General features: G+C 67.1%; 17 protein-coding genes, 1 tRNA gene and 1 other RNA gene. 6 read left to right on the top strand and 13 right to left on the bottom strand.

All coding sequences use genetic code 11. The features are described 5' to 3' along the window. Nucleotides 1–113: 113 nt before the first annotated feature. The gene (gene coq7, locus ASG75_RS08415; RefSeq protein ID WP_056387870.1) at nt 114–755 is read right to left on the bottom strand and encodes a 2-polyprenyl-3-methyl-6-methoxy-1,4-benzoquinone monooxygenase; all 642 of its coding nucleotides are present in this window, start codon (nt 753–755) and stop codon (nt 114–116) included. Beyond that, on the bottom strand, nt 752–1,987 hold the full coding sequence (locus ASG75_RS08410) for a (Fe-S)-binding protein (RefSeq protein ID WP_056387867.1): 1,236 nt from the start codon (nt 1,985–1,987) through the stop codon (nt 752–754). Before ASG75_RS08410 ends, coq7 begins: the two co-directional genes overlap by 4 nt. A 145-nt stretch (nt 1,988–2,132) precedes the next feature. On the opposite strand from ASG75_RS08410, the gene rplM reads away from it, so the two are divergent. The 4 genes from rplM (at nt 2,133) to ASG75_RS08390 (ending at nt 5,217) form a co-directional block, all read left to right on the top strand. Then, nucleotides 2,133–2,561: a 50S ribosomal protein L13 gene (gene rplM, locus ASG75_RS08405; protein WP_056387864.1), complete on the top strand. Its 429-nt coding sequence runs from the start codon at nt 2,133–2,135 to the stop codon at nt 2,559–2,561. A 10-nt stretch (nt 2,562–2,571) separates the two neighbouring features. After that, nucleotides 2,572–2,964, top strand: a complete 393-nt coding sequence (rpsI, locus tag ASG75_RS08400) for a 30S ribosomal protein S9 (protein WP_056387860.1) — start codon at nt 2,572–2,574, stop codon at nt 2,962–2,964. A gap of 12 nt (nt 2,965–2,976) precedes the next feature. Further along, nucleotides 2,977–3,051 (top strand) — tRNA-Gln (locus tag ASG75_RS08395). Nucleotides 3,052–3,294: 243 nt separating this feature from the next. Next, complete coding sequence (locus ASG75_RS08390) at nt 3,295–5,217, top strand: chloride channel protein (protein ID WP_056387857.1); 1,923 nt, start codon at nt 3,295–3,297, stop codon at nt 5,215–5,217. Between the two features lie 58 nt (nt 5,218–5,275). Here ASG75_RS08390 and rpiA read toward each other — a convergent pair whose 3' ends face one another. From rpiA to ASG75_RS08365, 6 genes are all read right to left on the bottom strand, one after another. Continuing rightward, nucleotides 5,276–5,917, bottom strand: coding sequence for a ribose-5-phosphate isomerase RpiA (rpiA, locus tag ASG75_RS08385; protein WP_056387854.1), 642 nt, complete (start codon nt 5,915–5,917; stop codon nt 5,276–5,278). 34 nt (nt 5,918–5,951) lie between these two features. After that, nucleotides 5,952–6,389 (bottom strand): EVE domain-containing protein, encoded by a 438-nt coding sequence (locus tag ASG75_RS08380; RefSeq protein ID WP_200935687.1) that lies wholly within the window; start codon nt 6,387–6,389, stop codon nt 5,952–5,954. Nucleotides 6,390–6,400: 11 nt separating this feature from the next. After that, nucleotides 6,401–7,021: a 5-formyltetrahydrofolate cyclo-ligase gene (locus tag ASG75_RS08375; protein ID WP_056389175.1), complete on the bottom strand. Its 621-nt coding sequence runs from the start codon at nt 7,019–7,021 to the stop codon at nt 6,401–6,403. A gap of 66 nt (nt 7,022–7,087) precedes the next feature. Beyond that, nucleotides 7,088–7,274, bottom strand: a non-coding RNA gene (gene ssrS, locus ASG75_RS15935) — 6S RNA. 77 nt (nt 7,275–7,351) lie between these two features. After that, nucleotides 7,352–7,660 (bottom strand): cell division protein ZapA, encoded by a 309-nt coding sequence (locus tag ASG75_RS08370; RefSeq protein WP_056387850.1) that lies wholly within the window; start codon nt 7,658–7,660, stop codon nt 7,352–7,354. 8 nt (nt 7,661–7,668) lie between these two features. Continuing rightward, a complete protein-coding gene (locus tag ASG75_RS08365; RefSeq protein ID WP_056387847.1) occupies nt 7,669–7,908 on the bottom strand; it encodes a TIGR02449 family protein in 240 nt (79 codons plus the stop codon). A 110-nt stretch (nt 7,909–8,018) separates the two neighbouring features. On the opposite strand from ASG75_RS08365, the gene ASG75_RS08360 reads away from it, so the two are divergent. Next, complete coding sequence (locus ASG75_RS08360) at nt 8,019–8,582, top strand: UPF0149 family protein (protein WP_056387844.1); 564 nt, start codon at nt 8,019–8,021, stop codon at nt 8,580–8,582. Further along, entirely contained in the window at nt 8,579–9,919 is a 1,341-nt protein-coding gene (locus ASG75_RS08355) for an aminopeptidase P N-terminal domain-containing protein (RefSeq protein ID WP_056387842.1), read from the top strand. Before ASG75_RS08360 ends, ASG75_RS08355 begins: the two co-directional genes overlap by 4 nt. Here the strand turns inward: ASG75_RS08355 and cydX are convergent. The 5 genes from cydX to pepQ form a co-directional block, all read right to left on the bottom strand. Next, a complete protein-coding gene (gene cydX, locus ASG75_RS08350; RefSeq protein WP_056387835.1) occupies nt 9,916–10,056 on the bottom strand; it encodes a cytochrome bd-I oxidase subunit CydX in 141 nt (46 codons plus the stop codon). The two genes, ASG75_RS08355 and cydX, sit on opposite strands and share 4 nt — an antisense overlap. 15 nt (nt 10,057–10,071) lie before the next feature. Continuing rightward, nucleotides 10,072–11,202: a cytochrome d ubiquinol oxidase subunit II gene (cydB, locus tag ASG75_RS08345; protein WP_056387832.1), complete on the bottom strand. Its 1,131-nt coding sequence runs from the start codon at nt 11,200–11,202 to the stop codon at nt 10,072–10,074. Between the two features lie 10 nt (nt 11,203–11,212). Further along, the gene (locus ASG75_RS08340) at nt 11,213–12,784 is read right to left on the bottom strand and encodes a cytochrome ubiquinol oxidase subunit I (RefSeq protein ID WP_056387829.1); all 1,572 of its coding nucleotides are present in this window, start codon (nt 12,782–12,784) and stop codon (nt 11,213–11,215) included. 2 nt (nt 12,785–12,786) lie between these two features. Continuing rightward, nucleotides 12,787–13,011 carry a cytochrome oxidase putative small subunit CydP gene (gene cydP / locus ASG75_RS08335; protein ID WP_056387825.1) on the bottom strand — a complete coding sequence of 75 codons (225 nt, stop codon included), beginning with the start codon at nt 13,009–13,011 and terminating at the stop codon, nt 12,787–12,789. 917 nt (nt 13,012–13,928) lie between these two features. Next, nucleotides 13,929–15,245: a Xaa-Pro dipeptidase gene (gene pepQ, locus ASG75_RS08330; RefSeq protein WP_056387823.1), complete on the bottom strand. Its 1,317-nt coding sequence runs from the start codon at nt 15,243–15,245 to the stop codon at nt 13,929–13,931. Nucleotides 15,246–15,258 lie beyond the last annotated feature (13 nt).

Genomic DNA, 15,258 nt, shown 5'->3' with positions numbered 1-15,258 from the left:
CGGGATTCGGGATGACGGGATTCGGGATTCGAAAAAGCCGCGACGTTGCGGCGTATCGGCTTCTCTCGAATCCCGAATCCCCAATCCCGAATCCCGTCGCTGGTGAGCGCAGCTCACCAGCGATAGGCCACCGTCTTCATCAGCATCGAGCTGGCGTGCATCAGCTGCGGCAGCGGGAACGGCAATTCGATGCCGCCGCGTTGCTGCGCGGCCTGCGCGTGGCGGATCTCGTCCGACTGCATCTGGGTCAGCACGGCGCGCGAGCGCTGGTCCTGCGCCGGCAGCTTTTCCAGGTGCTCGGCGAGGTGGGCTTCCACTTGGCGTTCGGTCTCGACCACGAAGCCGAGGCTGAGCGGATCGCCGGCCAGCGCGGCGGCCGCGCCGATCGCGTAGCTGCCGGCGTACCACAGCGGATTGAGCAGGCTCGGGCGGCTATCCAGCTGCTGCAGGCGTTCGGCGCACCAGGCCAGGTGGTCGGTCTCCTCGACCGCGGCGTGCAGCAAGTGCTGGCGGTTGTCGGCGTTGCGCGCCAGCGCGGCCTGGCCGAAGTACAGTGCCTGCGCGCAGACCTCGCCGGTGTGGTTGATCCGCATCAGTCCGGCGGCGTGGCGGCGCTCGGCGTCGTCCAGATCCGTCTCGGCGATGCCGACGGCGGGTGAGGGCCGATGCGCCTGCGGCGAACCGGCGATCGCCTCCAGCGCGCGTTCGCAGCCGGCCAGCAGGCGGTCGAGGGGGCTCAGCGTGCGCACGGTCATGGGCTTTCCTGATTCGAAGGGGGCTGTTCGAGTTGTTGGGCCAGCAAGGTCAGCGGGTGTCGGGTCGGCCAGGGCAGGCCCTGCGCGTCGATGCCGGCGGCCAAGTGCAAACGACAGCCGATATTGGACGACAACAGCAGCTGCGGATCCAGGGTGGCGGCTTGCCGCAGCGTATCGTCGCGCAGTTGCGCGGCGCGCGCGGGGAATTCCAGCAGGTGGCTGCCGGCCGCGCCGCAGCAATGCGGTAGCCGTGGCAACGGCAGCACCTCGAGTCCGGACACCTGGCGCAATAACTTCAACAAGGCGTCGTCGCTGCGTGCCACGTTGACCTGGGTGCACGGCAGATGCAAAGCCACCCGTCGTGCCAGCGGGCGGAAGTGCAGCACCTCGGCGTGAGCCGCCAGCAGTTCCAGCGGATCGAGCACGTTCACCCCCGGCAAGGCGCGGCGCAGCGTGCCAATGCAGCCGGGCGTCACCGCAACCAGCTGGCTGGCGCCGCTGGCGTCCCAGGCCTGACGCACGCGCTGCGCGGCATGTTCGGCGGTTTCCACGGCGCCGCCGTGCAGGTCCATCGCGCCGCAGCAGAACGCGGGCAGCACGCTGACCGCGAAACCTGCCGCCTGCAGCAGGGTGATCGCCGCCTGCTGCGCCTCGGCGTCGTCGATGCTGGCCACGCAGCCGGGGAACAGTGCCAGGTGGGGTTGTCCACGAACTGCATGACGAGTCCGGACGCGGGCAGCCGGGAGCGTGGACGGCAGGTTGAGCAGGGCGGCGCGCCACGGGGAAGCGGCAGGCAGGCGCCGTGCCAGCGGGCCTTTCCAGCGCGACAGCGCGAGCCAGCCGCCCAGCCGGCGAAGGAAGCGCAGCAGCGCTGGCCGTTTGACGAGTTCCAGCAGCCATCGCGGTCGCTGCGGCGACGGCCCCAGCAAGGCGCGGGTTTCCATCAGCAGTTCGCCGTACTGCACCTGCGCCGGGCACACCGTTTCGCAGTTCAGGCAGCCCAGGCAGTGGTCCAGGTGTGCACGCAGCTCGGCGGTGGGGTCGGCCAGCCCGCGGGCCAGCGCGGAGGCGATCGCGATGCGCCCGCGCGGCGATTCCGCTTCGTTGCGGTCCAGCGCATAGGTGGGACAGACCGGCAGGCACAGCCCGCACTGCACGCATTGGTCGGCCAGCGCGGCGATGCGGCCCGCGTGCGCGTGCGGGGGGGACTTTTCAAGCAGCATGGTGGTCATGCTATCATTGCCAGCTCACAGCTCGCCGGTCGGTGGGCTTGCGCCGTGGATGACGGCTCCGCTATCATCTCGCGCCTTTGTTCCACCGAAGCATGCTTTCTCGAATCATGCGTACCGCCTCACGGCGGCAGACAGGTATTCTGAAATGAAAACGTTTAGCGCCAATGCCGACAACGTCAAGCGCGACTGGTTTGTGGTCGATGCCACGAACAAGACGCTCGGTCGCCTGTCGACCGAAATCGCCCGTCGTCTGCGCGGCAAGCACAAGCCGGAATACACCCCGCACTGCGACACCGGCGATTATATCGTGGTGATCAACGCGCAGAAGGTGCACGTCACCGGTGCCAAGCTGGACGACAAGAAGTACCACCGCTTCACCGGCTACGTCGGCAACCTGAAGACCACCAGTCTGAAGGACCTGCTGGCGACCTACCCGGAGCGCGTGATCGAGATCGCCGTCAAGGGCATGCTGCCGAAGAACCCGCTGGGCCGCGAGATGTATCGCAAGCTCAAGGTCTACGGCGGTGCCGAGCATCCGCATACCGCACAGCAGCCGCAGGCGCTGGAGATCTAAGGAAATGACCATGGCAATCCAGCAGAATTACGGCACCGGCCGCCGCAAGACCTCCGCCGCCCGCGTGTTCCTGCGCAAGGGCAAGGGCGAAATCGTGGTCAACGGCAAGTCGCTCGAGGCATTTTTCGGCCGCGAGACCTCGTGCATGATCGTGCGCCAGCCGCTCGAGCTGACCGAGAACACCGGCAAGTTCGACATCAAGGTGACGGTTGCCGGTGGCGGCATCACCGGTCAGGCCGGCGCGATCCGCCTGGGCATCGCCCGCGCGCTGATCGAGTACGACGAGAGCTTGAAGTCGCCGCTGCGCAAGGCCGGTTTCGTGACCCGCGATGCCCGCGAGGTCGAGCGCAAGAAGGTCGGTCTGCACAAGGCTCGTCGCGCCACCCAGTTCTCCAAGCGCTAAACTAAGCACCCTAGCCCCGTCGCCAAGCGGTAAGGCACCTGACTCTGACTCAGGCATTCGGTGGTTCGAATCCATCCGGGGCTGCCAAATCCAGATGCCGACGCACGCAGCGATGCGTGACGACCCGGCCAAATGCCCGCCCTCCGGCGGGCATTTTCGTGTGGGCGGTACCGGGTCTGGCCGCGCGCTGGCGGCTAGACGATGGGGTTGCCCACGTTCGCTGGAAATGCGCGAAATCGCAGGAAATTGCGTGTCGTTGCGCGATCTTCTTCCTTTTTTTTCGCACTGCAGCAGCGTAAAATTTCCGCTTTCCTTCGTTGCGAAACCTCGATGACGCCAACCACTGACGATCCCGTCGGGCACGCCGACGTGCGCACGATCGGTAGCACTGACGCCCTGCCGGTCGCCCCCGCGCTGGGTTTGTCGCTGGACGCGGCGCGCATGCCGCGCAAGTCCACCCTGGTCACCCACCGGATCGTGCTGATCAGTGTGCTGGCGGTGATCCTGGGTGTGGCGGCGGCCTATGTCGCCCAGCTGCTGATGCTGATGATCAACCTGATCACCGACCTGTGCTTTTACGGCCAGGTATCGGACGTGATCGGCCCCCATGCGCGCAGCGGCTCGTTCGTGCTGTCGCCGGCAAACAATCACCTGGGCGCCTGGGTCATCCTGGTTCCCGCCATCGGCGGCCTGCTCGCCGGGATCATGGCGCGCTGGGGCTCGCGCGCGATCCAGGGGCATGGCATCCCCGAGGCGATGGAACAGATCCTCACCAACGAATCCAACATCCCCGCCCGCATCACCTGGCTCAAGCCGGTGTCCTCGGCGTTCGCGATCGGCACCGGTGGCCCGTTCGGCGCCGAAGGCCCGATCATTTCCACCGGCGGCGCCATGGGTTCGCTGATCGGCCAGCTGCTGCGCGTCACCGCGAACGAACGCAAGGTGCTGCTGGCGGCCGGTGCGGCGGCCGGCATGGCGGCCGTGTTCGGCGCGCCGATGGCTTCGCTGGTGCTGGCGGTGGAGCTGCTGCTGTTCGAGCTGCGTCCGCGCTCGCTGATTCCGGTGGCGCTGGCCACGGTGACGGCGGTCGGCGTGCGCTACGCCACCTACGGCGCGGCGCCGGTCTTTCCGATGCCGGAGGTGCAGCAGCCGGGAGGCTGGGCCCTGGCCAGCTTCGTGCTGATCGGCGGCCTGGTCGGCTTCGCCTCGATCGGCGTCACCCGGGCGGTGTACGGCGTCGAGGACCTGTTCGAGAAGCTGCCGATCCACTGGATGTGGTGGCCCGTCATCGGGGCGCTGGTGGCCGGCTTCGTGGGCTGGATCGAGCCGCGCACCCTGGGCGTGGGCTACGACAACATCGACGCCCTGGTGCAGGGCCACTTCGGCCTCACCATGCTGCTCACCTTCGGCACGTTGAAATTCATCTCGTGGGTGATCGCCTTGGGTAGCGGCACCTCGGGCGGCACGCTGGCACCCCTGTTCATGATCGGCGGCTCGCTCGGCGCGGTCATCGGCATCGGCATCAACCAGGTGATGCCCGGCTTCGGCGTCGATCCGCGCATCGCCGCGCTGGTGGGCATGGCCGCCATCTTCGCCGGCTCCTCGCGGGCGCTGCTGACCGCCGTGGTGTTCGCCTTCGAGACCACGCGCCAGCCGGCGAGCCTGTTACCGCTGCTGGGGGGTTGCACTGCGGCCTACCTGATCTCGGCGCTGTTCATGCGCAACACCATCATGACCGAGAAGATCGCGCGGCGCGGCGTGCGCGTGCCGTCGGAGTATGCAGCCGACTACCTGGAGCTGGTCAGCGTGGGCGACGCCTGCTCGCGCGACGTGGCCACGCTCAAGACCAGCCAGGCGCTGGCCGAGGTGCGCCGCTGGCTGAACGAGGAATCGTCGCACTCGCATCACCAGGGCTTTCCGGTGGTGGATGAACACGGCCGCGTCCGGGGCGTGCTGACCCGGCGCAGTCTGCTCGACCCGCAATGGCATTACACGCTGACCCTGGGCGAACTGGTGACACGGCCGCCGATCGCGGTCAACGAAGGCCACTCGCTGCGCGAAGCGGCCGACCACATGGTGGCCGAGAGCGTGGGCCGGCTGGTGGTGGTGAGCAAGGACGACCCGCACAAGCTGGTGGGCATCATCACCCGCGGCGACATCCTGACCGCGCATGCGCGGCGTCTGCGCGAGGCGCGTCACACGGGCCGCCACATCAAGCTCGGCAAGTCGCACAAGCCGACACCAGTCGCGTAGACCGCGCGAGCGAGAGGCCGCGACCGGCGTACGCGCCGGCCATCGCGGCGCCCGGGTTCTACATCTCCTTGTCGCCGATCAGCACCACGTCGGCCGGACGCCGCGCGAACAGGCCGACGGTGACGATGCCGGGCAGCTGGTTCAGTTCGCTCTCCAGCGCGGCCGGGTCGACGATCTGCCAGCCGTGCACGTCGATGATCCAGTTGCCGTTGTCGGTGACCACACCGTCGCGCCACACCGGCTGGCCGCCGCGCTTGACGATCTCGCGGCCGATCAGGCTGCGCGCCATCGGGATCACCTCGATCGGCACCGGGAACTTGCCGAGCAGCTCGACCCGCTTGCTGGAGTCGATGATGCAGACGAACTTCTCGCTGGCCGCCGCTACGATCTTCTCGCGGGTCAGCGCGGCGCCGCCGCCCTTGATCAGGCGCTTGTACGGGTCGCACTCGTCGGCGCCGTCGATGTAGATCGTCAGCGGACCGGCGGCGTTGAGGTCGAGCACCGGAATGCCGAGCCGCTTCAGCTGTGCGGTGGACTGTTCCGAACTGGACACCGCGCCCTGGATGCGATCCTTGAGGTCGGCCAGCGCGTCGATGAAGAACGCCACGGTGGAGCCGGTGCCGACGCCGACGATGGCGCCGTCCTCGACGTAGCGGATCGCGGCCTCGCCAGCCTGGCGTTTTTCGTTTGCGTTGCTCATCGGTGGATTCCGGTGGAGGGTGGTCGGGCCGCGCTCATTCCAGCGCGAGAATGTATTTCCAGTGAGTTGCGTCGACCGGCATCACCGACAGCCGGTTGCCCTTGCGCAGCAGCGGCATCTCGATCAGCGCGTCGTGGCCCTTGAGTTCGTCCAGGCTGATTGTGCGCTTGAGTTTCTTGACGAACTTCACGTCGACCAGCATCCAGCGCGGGTTGTCGCGCGAGCTGCCCGGGTCGAAGTACTTGCTCTTCGGGTCGAACTGGCTGTGGTCGGGATACGCATCCGTGACCACTTCGGCGATGCCGACGATGCCCGGCACGGCGCAGTTGGAATGGTAGAAAAATACCTTGTCGCCGGGGCGCATGCCGTCGCGCATGAAATTGCGCGCCTGGTAGTTGCGCACGCCGTCCCAGGCTTCCTGCTTTCTGCGTTTGAGGTCGTCGATCGAGAACGCGTCCGGTTCGGACTTCATCAGCCAGTGGTTCACGCAGCGGTCTCCGGTTCCGGGTCAGACGTGGTGCAGTCGATCAGTTCGCGATCGGTGGCGATGAAATCCAGAGCGACATCCCATGGTTCCTTATTTACGATTTCCAGTTCCTGGAAATCGTAGGCGATGCCGACCAGCAGCGGTTCGGTGGGACGCACCTGCTCGTTGAGAAAGGCGAAGCTGCGGTCGTAGTAGCCGCCGCCATGACCGAGCCGATGGCCGCGGCGGTCGAAGCCGAGCAGCGGCACGAGCACCAGGTCGAGCTGGAACGGCTCCAGCAGTTCGCCCGGCGCGACCGGCTCGGGGATGCCGTAGCGATTCGGCTGCACCGCGTCGCCGGACTGCCAGGGCGCGAAGCGCAGATGCTTGTTCCGGCCGATCACCGGCAGCAGGAACTGCTGGCCGCGACCGGCCAGCGGTGGGATCACCAGGTTCAGCGGCAACTCGCCGTGGCTGGCCCAGTAGCCGGCCACGCGCGCGTCGGTGAAGTATTCGGGCAACTGTTCGAGGCTGCGACGCAGGCCTTGCGCGGCGGCGATGCGCCCGGCCGGCGACAGCGCACGGCGTTGCTCGGCGAGACGTTGGCGAAGCTCGCGTCGTTGGGCGGGGGCGTCCACGTTTCGCGCAGCTCCGTCGTAGTTCGCCCCGTTCGTCACGGGACGAACGGGGCGGGGGAATGAGTGGCGTCAACCGCGATGCCGCTGCCCACCGAACGACCTTGATCCACGATGGATCAGGTGGGAGAGCTACATGGCCTCAAGGCTTTCCGCACGTGGCGGACATGCACAACAGCCGATGTTAAGCCGACCCGGGGCCGTATTTAGGAACAAGGCAAATGTAAGAGTGTGCTGGCGCACATCGCAGAAAACGCCGTGGGTGATTTTAGGCGCTTGCCCTGGAATGTGCCACTGCCGACGGATGACCGGCGTTCATCCGGTTGGGGTCGATCAGCGCTTGAGCGGCTCGCCCTCAAGTGCGGCATCAAGCTTGCTGCGCAGGGCGGCGAGGCCATCGCTGAGGCGCTGTTCCTGGTTGTCATGCTGCTTGCGCAGGCTGAGAAACTCGTGCGTCACGCTGATCGCGGTGAGTACCGCCAGCCGCTCGAAACTGGGCGCCTTCGCATTTGCGCGCAGTTCGCGCATCTTGCGATCGAGAAAACCGGCGGCTTCGAGCAGGCCGTCGCGCTCCTCCGGCTCGCAGGCGATCAGGAATTCTCGGTCGATCAGTCGCAGCGCGACCGGTTCACTGCTGGACATGGTTTCTATCAGCCGTTGCTTTCAAGCGATTTGAGCCGCTGGATCATCGCCTCGACGCGGCTGCGGGCCTGCTCGTTGCGCGCCAGCAAACCCGCGCGCTCGCCGGACAGTTGCTCCTGGCTCTGGCGCAGGCTGCGGTTTTCCTCGGTGAGCCGGCGCACCGTATCGAGCAGCCGATCAAGCTGCTGGGCCAGGGCGGCCAACTCTTGATGAACCGGATCGGACGGGATGGGCTCAGGCGTACTCATGCCCGAAACTATAGCAGGACGCCGGCGGAAATCGGCTCGTCGGCGGCCGGGGCGATGGTGGAGCCGGCGGCTGCATTAAACTGGCGGCCATTCCCGGCAGGAGCTTCACCATGACGGCACCCGGACTTGTGGGCCACGACGATATCGACGCGCTGATCATGCGCCTGCGCCTGGGCACCGAGGCCAGCGAATTGCATGGCTCGCTGTGCGGCTACCTGGCCGGCGGCGGCTCGCTGCGCGGCACGTCCGTGCTGGCCGCGCTGCAGCTCGACGGCGAAGCAGGCCATCCCTCCGCGGACGACCTGGCCTTGCTGGACCGGCTGGCCCGGCAAAGCGAAAGCGAGCTGGCCGATCCCGAGCTGGGTTTCGAGCCGCTGCTGCCGGAGGACGACCGTCCGCTGGAAGAACGCGCCGAGGCGATGGTCGACTGGTGCCGCGGCTTCCTGGGCGGCTTCGGCCTGGCCGGCACCGCGGCGCATGCGCAGCTGTCGGACGAGGCGCAGGAAGTGCTGCGCGATATCGGCACGATCGCTGCGTCCTCGTTCGATTTCGGCAGCGAGGACGAAGACGAGGACGCGCTGATCGAGGTGCAGGAGTTCGTGCGCGTCGCGGCAATGCTGCTGCACACCGAATGCGCCACGTCCGACCCGTCCGCCAGCGGCACCGTGCATTGATCCCGAGCGCCCCGAAACTGGCCGCGCTGGCGATCGGCCCGGACGAATTCGCGCGGCGCCGGCGTCAGCTGATGCAGATGGCCGGCGAAGACGCGGTGCTGCTGGTCGCCGCGGCGCCCGAGCGCATGCGCAATGCCGATGCGGCGTGGCCGTACCGGCAGGATTCGGACTTCCATTACCTGGCCGGCTTTCCCGAATCCGACGCGGTGCTGGCGCTGTTGCCGGGGCGCAAGCACGGCGAGGCGGTGCTGTTCTGCCGCGAGCACGACCCCGAGCGCGAGCGCTGGCACGGCCAGTCGATCGGCACCGAACGGGCGGTGGCCGACTACGGCATGGACGACGCGTTTCCGATCGAGGACATCGACGACATCCTGCCCGGCATGATCGAGGGCCGCGGCCGGGTCTACTGCCACTTCGGCCGCGAGCCGGAGTTCGATGCGCAACTGCTCGGCTGGATGCGCCGCCTGCGCCAGTTGCGCGGCGGCGGCGTGGTGCCGAAGGAATTCGTGGCGCTTGGCCATCTGTTGCACGATCTGCGCCTGTACAAGTCGCGCGCCGAGCTGAAGCTGATGCGTGCGTCCGCGGCGATCGCGGTGGACGCGCACCTGGCCGCGATGCAGGTCGCCGTGCCGGGACGCCACGAGTACGAGGTGGAAGCCGAACTGCTGCGCGTGGTGCGCAGCCGCGGCGCGGTGCCGGCGTTCGCGCCGATCGTCGCCGGCGGCGCGAATGCCTGCGTGATGCACTACCAGAGCAACCGCGCGACGTTGCGCGACGGCGAGCTGCTGCTGATCGACGCCGGTGCCGAACTGGACTGCTACGCGTCCGACATCAGCCGCACGTTCCCGGTCAACGGCCGCTACAGCCGCGAGCAGCGCGCGCTGTATGAGGTGGTGCTGGCCGCGCAGCTGGCGGCGATCGACGAGGTGCGCCCGGGCCGGCCGTTCGGCGCCGCGCACACGGCGGCGGTACGCGTGCTGGCCGAAGGCCTGTGCGAACTTGGCCTGCTCAAGGGCGATGCCGACACGGCGGTCGCCGACGGCAGCTATCAGCGCTACTTTCCGGCCAAGACCGGCCATTGGCTGGGTCTGGACGTGCACGACGTGGGCGACTACCGGGTCGACGGCGAATCGCGCCTGCTCGAACCGGACATGGTGCTGACGGTGGAGCCGGGCCTATACGTGCCGCCGGACGACCGCTCGGTGGCCGAGCGCTGGCGCGGCATCGGCATCCGTATCGAGGACGACGTGGCGGTGACCCGCGACGGCAACGAGGTGCTGACTGCGGCCGTGCCGAAAGAGGCCGAGGCGATCGAGGCGTTGCTGGCGGCTCGCTAGCTCAGCTCATCCGGCAGCAGTGAGTCTTCACGCAGGCGGTTCGCCTCGTCGGTGGCGTGCACTTCGTACCACATTGCATTGAGGATCGCGAAGGCGCAGGCCAGGCCCAGCCCGAGGATCCATGAGAAATACCACATCGGTCCGTACTCCCTTCAATAACCGCCGTGCGCCTTGCGCACCTGCTCCAGCGTGACCCGTCCGCGCATCACCCGGTATACCCAACCGGTGTAGAGGATGACGATCGGCAGCAGCACGAGGGTTACCAACAGCATCAGCTGCAGCGTGCCGCGACTCGACGAGGCGTCCCACACGGTGAGGCTGGAACGCGGGTCGAGACTGGACGGCAGCAGGAACGGGAACAGCGCGAAGCCGGCCGAGGCGATCGTGCTGCCGACCATCACGCTGCTGGCGATGAAGCCGGCCGTGCTGCGCCGGCCGATCAACACCTGCACGCCGACCGCCGCGGCCAGCGCCAGCAGCGGCGCGGCCCAGAACCACGGGTATTGCAGGTAGCCGGCGAACCAGCTGCCGCCGATCGCGACCTGCTTGTACAGCGGATTGGAAACGCCCTCGGTCAGCACCGGGCCGGCGATCGCGTAGCCGGGAATGCCGTAGGCCAGCCACACGCCGGCCAGCACGTACAGCGCGGCAAATGTCAGGGTCGTCCAGCGCGCGATCGCCACCGCGCGCACCGCGATGGCATGGTCGGCCTTCAGCGCGGCGAAGCAGGCACCGTGCGCCAGCAGCATGCCGAGCGAGACCAGCCCGCACAGCAGGGCGAAGGGATGCAGCAGGTCGAGGAAGCCGCCGTGCCAGTTCATGCGCAAGTCGTCGTCGAAGCGGAACGGCAGGCCGAGGAACAGGTTGCCGAACGCGATGCCTGCCACCAGCATTACCGTCAGCCCGGAGCCGGTGAGCACCCAGTCCCACAGCGAGGCCCAGCGCGGGTCGTGGATCTTGCCGCGGAAGTTGAAACCGACCGGGCGCAGGATCAGCGCCAGCAGCACCAGCGCGATGGCGAAGTACATGCCGGAAAACGACACCGCGTAAAGCATCGGCCACGCCGCGAACGTGGCGCCGCCGGCCAGGATGAACCACACCTGGTTGCCCTCCCAGGTCGGTTCGATGCCTTCCAGCAGCACCTTGCGTTCCTCGTTGTCGCGGCCCAGCACTTTCAACAGGCCGGCGACGCCAAAGTCGAAGCCGTCCATGATCGCGAAGCCGATCAGCAGCGTGCCGAGCAAGGCCCACCAGATCACCCGCAGCGTGGCGTAGTCGAACATGGCGCTGTCCTCAGTGCTGGCCGGATGGAGTGGCGGCGATCGCCGGCGGCCAGATGCCCAGCCCGTCCGGCCCCTTGCGCACGAACTTCAGCATCAGGAACACGTCGACGATCGCCAGCGCGGTATAGAAAAACACGAAGCCGCCGAGCGACGTCAGCACCTGGCCGGCGCTCACCGACGACACGCCCAGCGCAGTCGGCAGCACGCCCTCGATCGCCCACGGCTGGCGGCCGTACTCGGCGACGATCCAACCCAGTTCGATCGCGACCCACGGCAGCGGCAGACTCCACAGCGCCAGGCGCAGATACCAGCGCTGGCTGTCCAGCGTGCGCGTGCTGGCCTTCCAGAACGAGAACGCGAACAGGGCGATGAAATAGAAGCCGCAGCCGACCATGATGCGGAACGCCCAGAACAGCACCGGCACGTTCGGGATCGTGCTGTCGGCGGCTCTCTGGATGTCCGCCGGGGTGGCCTGGCGCGGATCGTCGACGTATTTCTTCAGCAGCAGCGCATAGCCCAGATCCTTGTCGTGTGCGGCCAGCGTGGCCTTGGCCTGCGCGTTGTCCTTGTCCTGGCGCAGCATCAGCATCGCGTCATACGCCTGGATGCCATTGCCGATGCGGCCCTTGGCGGCATCCACCAGTTCCGCGATGCCGGGCATCGTCTGATCGATCGAGTGAGTGCCGATCAGGCCCATCACCCACGGAATCTTCACCGCGTAATGCGTCGTGCGCTGCTGCACGTCAGGCAGGCCGAACAGGGTGAACGCGGCCGGCGCCGGCTCGGTGTGCCACATCGCCTCGATCGCCGCCATCTTCATCTTCTGATTGAGCGACACGGTATAGCCGGAGGCGTCGCCGAGCACCACCACCGACAACGCCGCCGCCAGCCCGAAGCTTGCCGCCACCGTCATCGAGCGTTTGGCGAAATCCACGTTGCGCCCGCGCAGCAGGTACCACGCGCTGATCGACAGCACGAACATCGCACCCAGCACATAGCCGGCGCTCACCGTGTGCACGAATTTCTCCTGCGCCACCGGGTTGAAGAACACCTCGGAGAACGAGGTCACTTCCATGCGCATCGTCGCCGGATTGAACTCGGAGTCGACCGGATGCTGCATCCACGCATTCGCGATCAGGATCCACAGCGCCGACAGGCTGGTGCCCAGCGCCAGGAACCAGGTCACCAGCAGGTGCTTGACCCGCGAGATGCGCTCCCAGCCCATGAAGAACACGCCGATCAAGGTGGCTTCGAGGAAGAACGCCATCAGCCCCTCGATCGCCAGTGGCGCGCCGAAGATGTCGCCGACGTAGTGCGAGTAGTACGCCCAGTTCATCCCGAACTGGAACTCCATCGTCACGCCGGTGGCCACGCCCATCGCGAAGTTGATGCCGAACAGCACGCCCCAGAACTGCACCATGCGCTTCCACACCTCGCGCCCGGTCATCACGTAGACGCTTTCCATGATGGCGAGCATCCACACCAGCCCCAGCGTCAACGGCACGAACAGGAAGTGGTATAGCGCCGTCAGCGCGAACTGCAGGCGCGACAGCGTGACGACATCGGTGTCGATCAGGATCATGGCTAGGCTTCCGGCGGCGCGTGGGCGGTGGGAGCCAACCGCTGCGCGATCGCATCCGCGCTGACGTCGGGCTTCGGCTGCGGCACGAACACCACCCACCATATCAACGTAAGTGCCGCGATCTTCAGGGCGACGATGCCGAACAGTTCAAGCGTCAGCCGCCGCAGCGGCCGTCGCGGTGCGCTGAAGCTCTCGGGTGGAGCGTTGGGTACCGCGGAACGGGACATGCGACGAATCCGTGCATTGCCTGCCCGTCAGCATACGCCGCGCGGATGTGGGCGCGGTGTGGACGAATGTCGCAGCGGCGCTTCGGTGGCTCCATGTCGAAAATGGCTATGACGGCTCTGCTTGGCTTCGATGGAGAGGAACGTTTTGCTCCCTCGCAGAAGGAAACCCCAATTCCTTTCGTGTGCGTTGAGCTCAAGTGCAGAGCGGTCGATCGCCTTCGGCGACCGAGTCACTTTTCTCTTGTGTGGCCAAGAGAAAAGTAACCCAAAGAGAAGGCCACCCCGCTTACGCGCTTTCCGGGCATCGGGCAACCGCTCCTGCGTTGCCTCAACTCGGGCATCCATGCCCTCGCCATGCCCGGAAAGTTCGCGGTCGGGTTACGGGGTTTGTCGACAGCACATCCTGTGCTGACGCCAAACTGGCCGGCATCCCTGCCGGCCACCCTGCGGGCTTTTCCTCCACCCGCCCGCCGCTTCAGAGGGGCCCCGGTAAAGCAGCGGTCCATCGTGGCCTGTACTCTTCAAAAGAGCCGATCAAAAACAGAGCAACGGCAGAGCGATGCCTTGCTCCGGCTGTTGCCCTGCTTCGCTTCTGCGCTTTATCACCGAGTGCGGGCCACGATGGCCCGCTGCTCTACCCGGGGTCCCTTGCGCGGCGGTGAGTCGGGGTCGATAGGCCGCGCAGCGAGCATCGACAGGGATGTCGATGCCTTTTCGCCCGGACAGGAGTCCGGTCGAAAAGCCCGGCCCCGGCTCACGGACTTGCCGGGCAGGAGGCCCGGCAAGCGCCAAGCGGGGTGCCCCTCTCTTTGGTTCCTTTGTCTCGGGCAAGCGAGAGAAAGGGACTCGCCCTCCGAAGGAGGACGAAAGCTCCTTAGCTCTGGAACAATGAAGAAGCGAAGAATTGGTGCGGCGGCTTAGCTCAGCGCGAACGCATCGCGGGTGAGGTTTTCCGGCGCGCCGTCGGTGCACACCACGTCGTCCTCGATACGGATGCCGCCGTACTGGCGGAAGTGGTCGATACGGGTCCAGTCGATGTCGCCGGCGAACGGCTTGTCGCGCAGTTCGGCCAGCAGCATGTCGATGAAGTACAGGCCGGGTTCGATGGTCACCACCATGCCCGGTTCCAGCGCGCGGGTCATGCGCAGATACGGATGGCCGTCCGGACGCGCGATCGTGCCGCCGCCTTCGTTCTGCTGGAAACCGGCGACGTCGTGCACCTGCAGGCCGATCGGGTGGCCGAGGCCGTGCGGGAAGAACGCGCTGCTGACGCCGGACTCGACCGCGCTCTCCGCGCTCATGCGGAAGAAGCCGTGCTCGCGCAGCACGCCGGCCAGCACGTGGTGGGCGTGGATGTGCAGCTCGGGGTAGCTCTGCCCGGCGCGCACCCTGGCGACGAAGCCCTGCTGCGCGGCATCGACGCTGTCGATCAATGCCTGGAACTCCCACGCGTCGGGCGCTGCGTGGGTGCGCGTGATGTCGCTGGCGTAACCGGCAGCGCTGGCGCCGGCGTCGATCAGGAACGAGCGGCTGCGTTCCGGTGGCGTGCGGTCGAAGTGCGTGTAGTGCAGCACCGCGCCGTGTTCGTTGAGCGCCACGATGCTGGCGTACGGCAGTTCGGCGTCGATCTGGCGTGCGGCGGCGAGGTAGGCCATGTGGATGCCGAACTCGCTTTCGCCGGCGCGGAACGCGTTCTCGGCGGCGCGATGCGCGCGCGTGCCGATGCGGCTGGCCTCGCGCATCAGCGCCAGTTCGTACGGGGTCTTGTACGAACGGTGCCAGTGCAGGTAGTCGAGTACCTGCTGCGGGTTGTCGATTTCCACGCCGTCGATGCCAGGGCAGGCCGGTGCGATCACCGCACGCTTGCCGGCCGGCAGTTGCGCGATGGCTTCCGCTGCGCTGCGCACGATGACGATGTCGAAGTGCTCGACCCAGTAGCCGTGCGGCGCTTCCGGCACCACGTGCCAGTAGTCGCGCGGCTGCACGAACACCAGCTTCGGCTTCGCCCCCGGGGTGTACGCGATCCAGCTGCCCGGCGCGCCGGCCAGCGGCAGCCAGTGCTTGAACTGCGGGCTGACCACGAACGGGTAGTCCTGGTCGTCGAGGAACTTGCGCAGCGGCGTGCCGGCAGCAACCAGCAGATGGTCGAAACCGCCCAGCGCAAGGGCCTTGTCGGCGCGTTCGCGCACGGTGGCCAGGTGGTGCGGGTACAGCGAGGCGAGCTGGTCGTGCATGGTGACTCCTCGG

Origin of the sequence: Rhodanobacter sp. Soil772 (assembly GCF_001428385.1) — a bacterium.
Taxonomy (GTDB): domain Bacteria; phylum Pseudomonadota; class Gammaproteobacteria; order Xanthomonadales; family Rhodanobacteraceae; genus Rhodanobacter.
The sequence above is the reverse complement of the archived record's forward strand: the minus strand, read 5'-3'. Positions and strand labels throughout refer to the sequence as shown.